At 45.8% G+C, this 2,214-nt stretch carries 3 protein-coding genes; 2 read left to right on the forward strand and 1 reads right to left on the reverse strand.

The annotated features are described in order from the left end of the window. The first annotated feature begins 190 nt into the window (after positions 1 to 190). Together nblR and F6K20_RS35160 are read left to right on the forward strand one after the other, a co-directional pair. Positions 191 to 886, forward strand: a complete 696-nt coding sequence (gene nblR / locus F6K20_RS35155) for a response regulator transcription factor NblR (RefSeq protein WP_287297904.1) — start codon at positions 191 to 193, stop codon at positions 884 to 886. A gap of 10 nt (positions 887 to 896) precedes the next feature. Continuing rightward, entirely contained in the window at positions 897 to 1,463 is a 567-nt protein-coding gene (locus F6K20_RS35160; protein WP_287297906.1) for a DUF192 domain-containing protein, read from the forward strand. Positions 1,464 to 2,026: 563 nt separating this feature from the next. Here the strand turns inward: F6K20_RS35160 and F6K20_RS35165 are convergent. After that, positions 2,027 to 2,214: hypothetical protein (locus tag F6K20_RS35165; protein WP_287297907.1), on the reverse strand; the 188-nt coding region annotated here is incomplete at its 5' end.

Here is a 2,214-nt window from a genome sequence, read left to right on the forward strand (position 1 = left end):
TTGATAGCTGATAGCTGATAGCTGATAGCTTACCCATTACCTATTACCCATTACCCATTACCCATTACCCATTACCCATTACCTATTACCCATTACTCACTCAACACTCAGCAGTATTTAATTAGAGCATGCTAAAACAGGGTTGGTATTCACCATAGTTATATCCAGCTTGTGCTGACAAGCATTATCTATGCCAAATCTGACCCTGGAAAGGAATCCCTGTGTCTTAGTTGTAGAAAACGATCAAATATTGGCGGAACGGCTGAGTCAGGACTTGAAAGAAGCAGGTTATCATACAGTCATTGCCCTTGATGCCTCCGTTGCTTGCCATCAAGCCAGTGAACTCCAGCCAGGAATGGTGGTTGTGGATAGAGCACTTTCAGGAGAATCAGGGCTGAGATTATGCGATCAGCTCAGACGTGAAGGCTCTCGCGTACCTGTAATCATGCTGATGGCCCATGACCGAGTAGAGGATCGAGTGGCTTGTATAGAAGCAGGAGCTGATGATTATTTTCTGAAACCCTATCGTAGCGAGCCATTTGTGAAAATGGTGCGCCTTTATCTAGAGCCAAAAACAGGAGGCTCTGAGCAGCTCAGGTTTGGAGAACTAACCTTAGACCTAAGCCAGCGTAGAGCAATGCGCAACGGACGGGTGATTGATTTGACCATGAAAGAGTTTGAACTGCTCAAGTATTTGATCAGCCATCCCAGAGAAGTATTAACTCGCGAACAAATTTTGGAAAATGTTTGGGGTTATGACTTTATGGGAGAGTCCAATGTGATTGAAGTCTATATTCGCTATTTACGTATCAAGATTGAAGATGAAGGTGAAAGGCGATTAATCCAGACGGTGCGTGGTGTTGGTTATGTGTTGCGGGAGGCTTAGGGTTGTGGGTATGAAGTTTCAAATCACTCTATGTGCAATAGCACTAAGTATTTTACTGATGGGCTGTTCAGCAGGGTCAGTTTCAGAAGACACTATAAATAGTACCTCTGTGAAATCTGGTCAACCACCAGCAACAGCCCCATCAGTTTCACAATCACCAAGCAAATTAGGTCAAATGTTACCAATTTCTGCTGAGGCTGACATCGCAGGTGAGCGGATTGGGCTGGAAGTGGCACAGACCCCTGAGCAACAGGCAATGGGTTTGATGTATCGCCTATCTCTAGCACCGGATCGGGGGATGTTATTTGGCTTCGACCCACCACGGCGTGTCAGCTTTTGGATGAAGAATGTTAAAATCTATCTGGATATGGTGTTTCTAAGAAATGGGGAAGTAAAAGCGATCGCAAAATCTGTCCCCCCCTGCCAAACCGATAAATGTCCTACCTATGGTCCAGGAAAGGAAATTATTGACCAAGTGATTGAACTCCGTGGCGGACGTGCGGCTGAACTGGGTCTGAAAGTAGGTGACCAGGTCACTGTTAAGTTTCTGGATGGGAGTAGTACCGCACCTAACTAATATAGCGCTACGCGCAAGTTAGAAGTCAGAAGTCAGAAGTCAGAAGTAAGCTATGACTAAGTTTACTTTTGCCTCTTGGCTCTTGCCAATGCCATTGCCCGTAGCGCTATATCAAGCATGAAGCTTGATGCTATCGTTCCTATATAGCAGTCGAAGTAACGCTTAAGACATATTTCTGCATATTTCTGCATATTTCTGCTCCCCGCTCCCTGCTCCCTGCTCCCTGCTCCCTTTCATCAGTGTATGGAAAAATTATTGGAAAATTCAAGGGAAATCTGTTGGTAGTCCATCCAAATTAGGGTAATCTTTCCTAAGACAGATGTAAAAAGCTCGCAAATGACTATACCCTTGATTACTAATGGCTGCCCTTGACATAATTAATCAAGGTTGGGAAAACAAGGGTAGGGGTGACGCTACTGACTCTTAGCGGTGAATCGCTAAGTTGAGGGTGTGAGAGAGTAGTCAGTTATAGCGTACGCCAGCCAAAGTTTTTAACTTGACAGACCATTGTCAATCAAGGGTCTGATGTAGTGTGTGTTTAAAACTGTCGAATTTTGCTTGACTTAACCATATGAGCTAGGAGGGTCTTGCCAACTCACTGTGTTGGCAAGGTCTAGGGCTGATGCGAGTGGGGTATTTGATCTCGATACTGGGAAGAAAGCGATGCAGCGCGGTCTTGGGGAGGCAGCGCGGTCTTGGGGGTTTCCCCCATGAGCGACTGCCGTGGTCTCCCCCATGAGCGACTGCCGTG

The sequence above is a fragment of the Moorena sp. SIO2C4 genome (assembly GCF_010672485.1).
Classification (GTDB): Bacteria; Cyanobacteriota; Cyanobacteriia; order Cyanobacteriales; family Coleofasciculaceae; genus Moorena; species Moorena producens.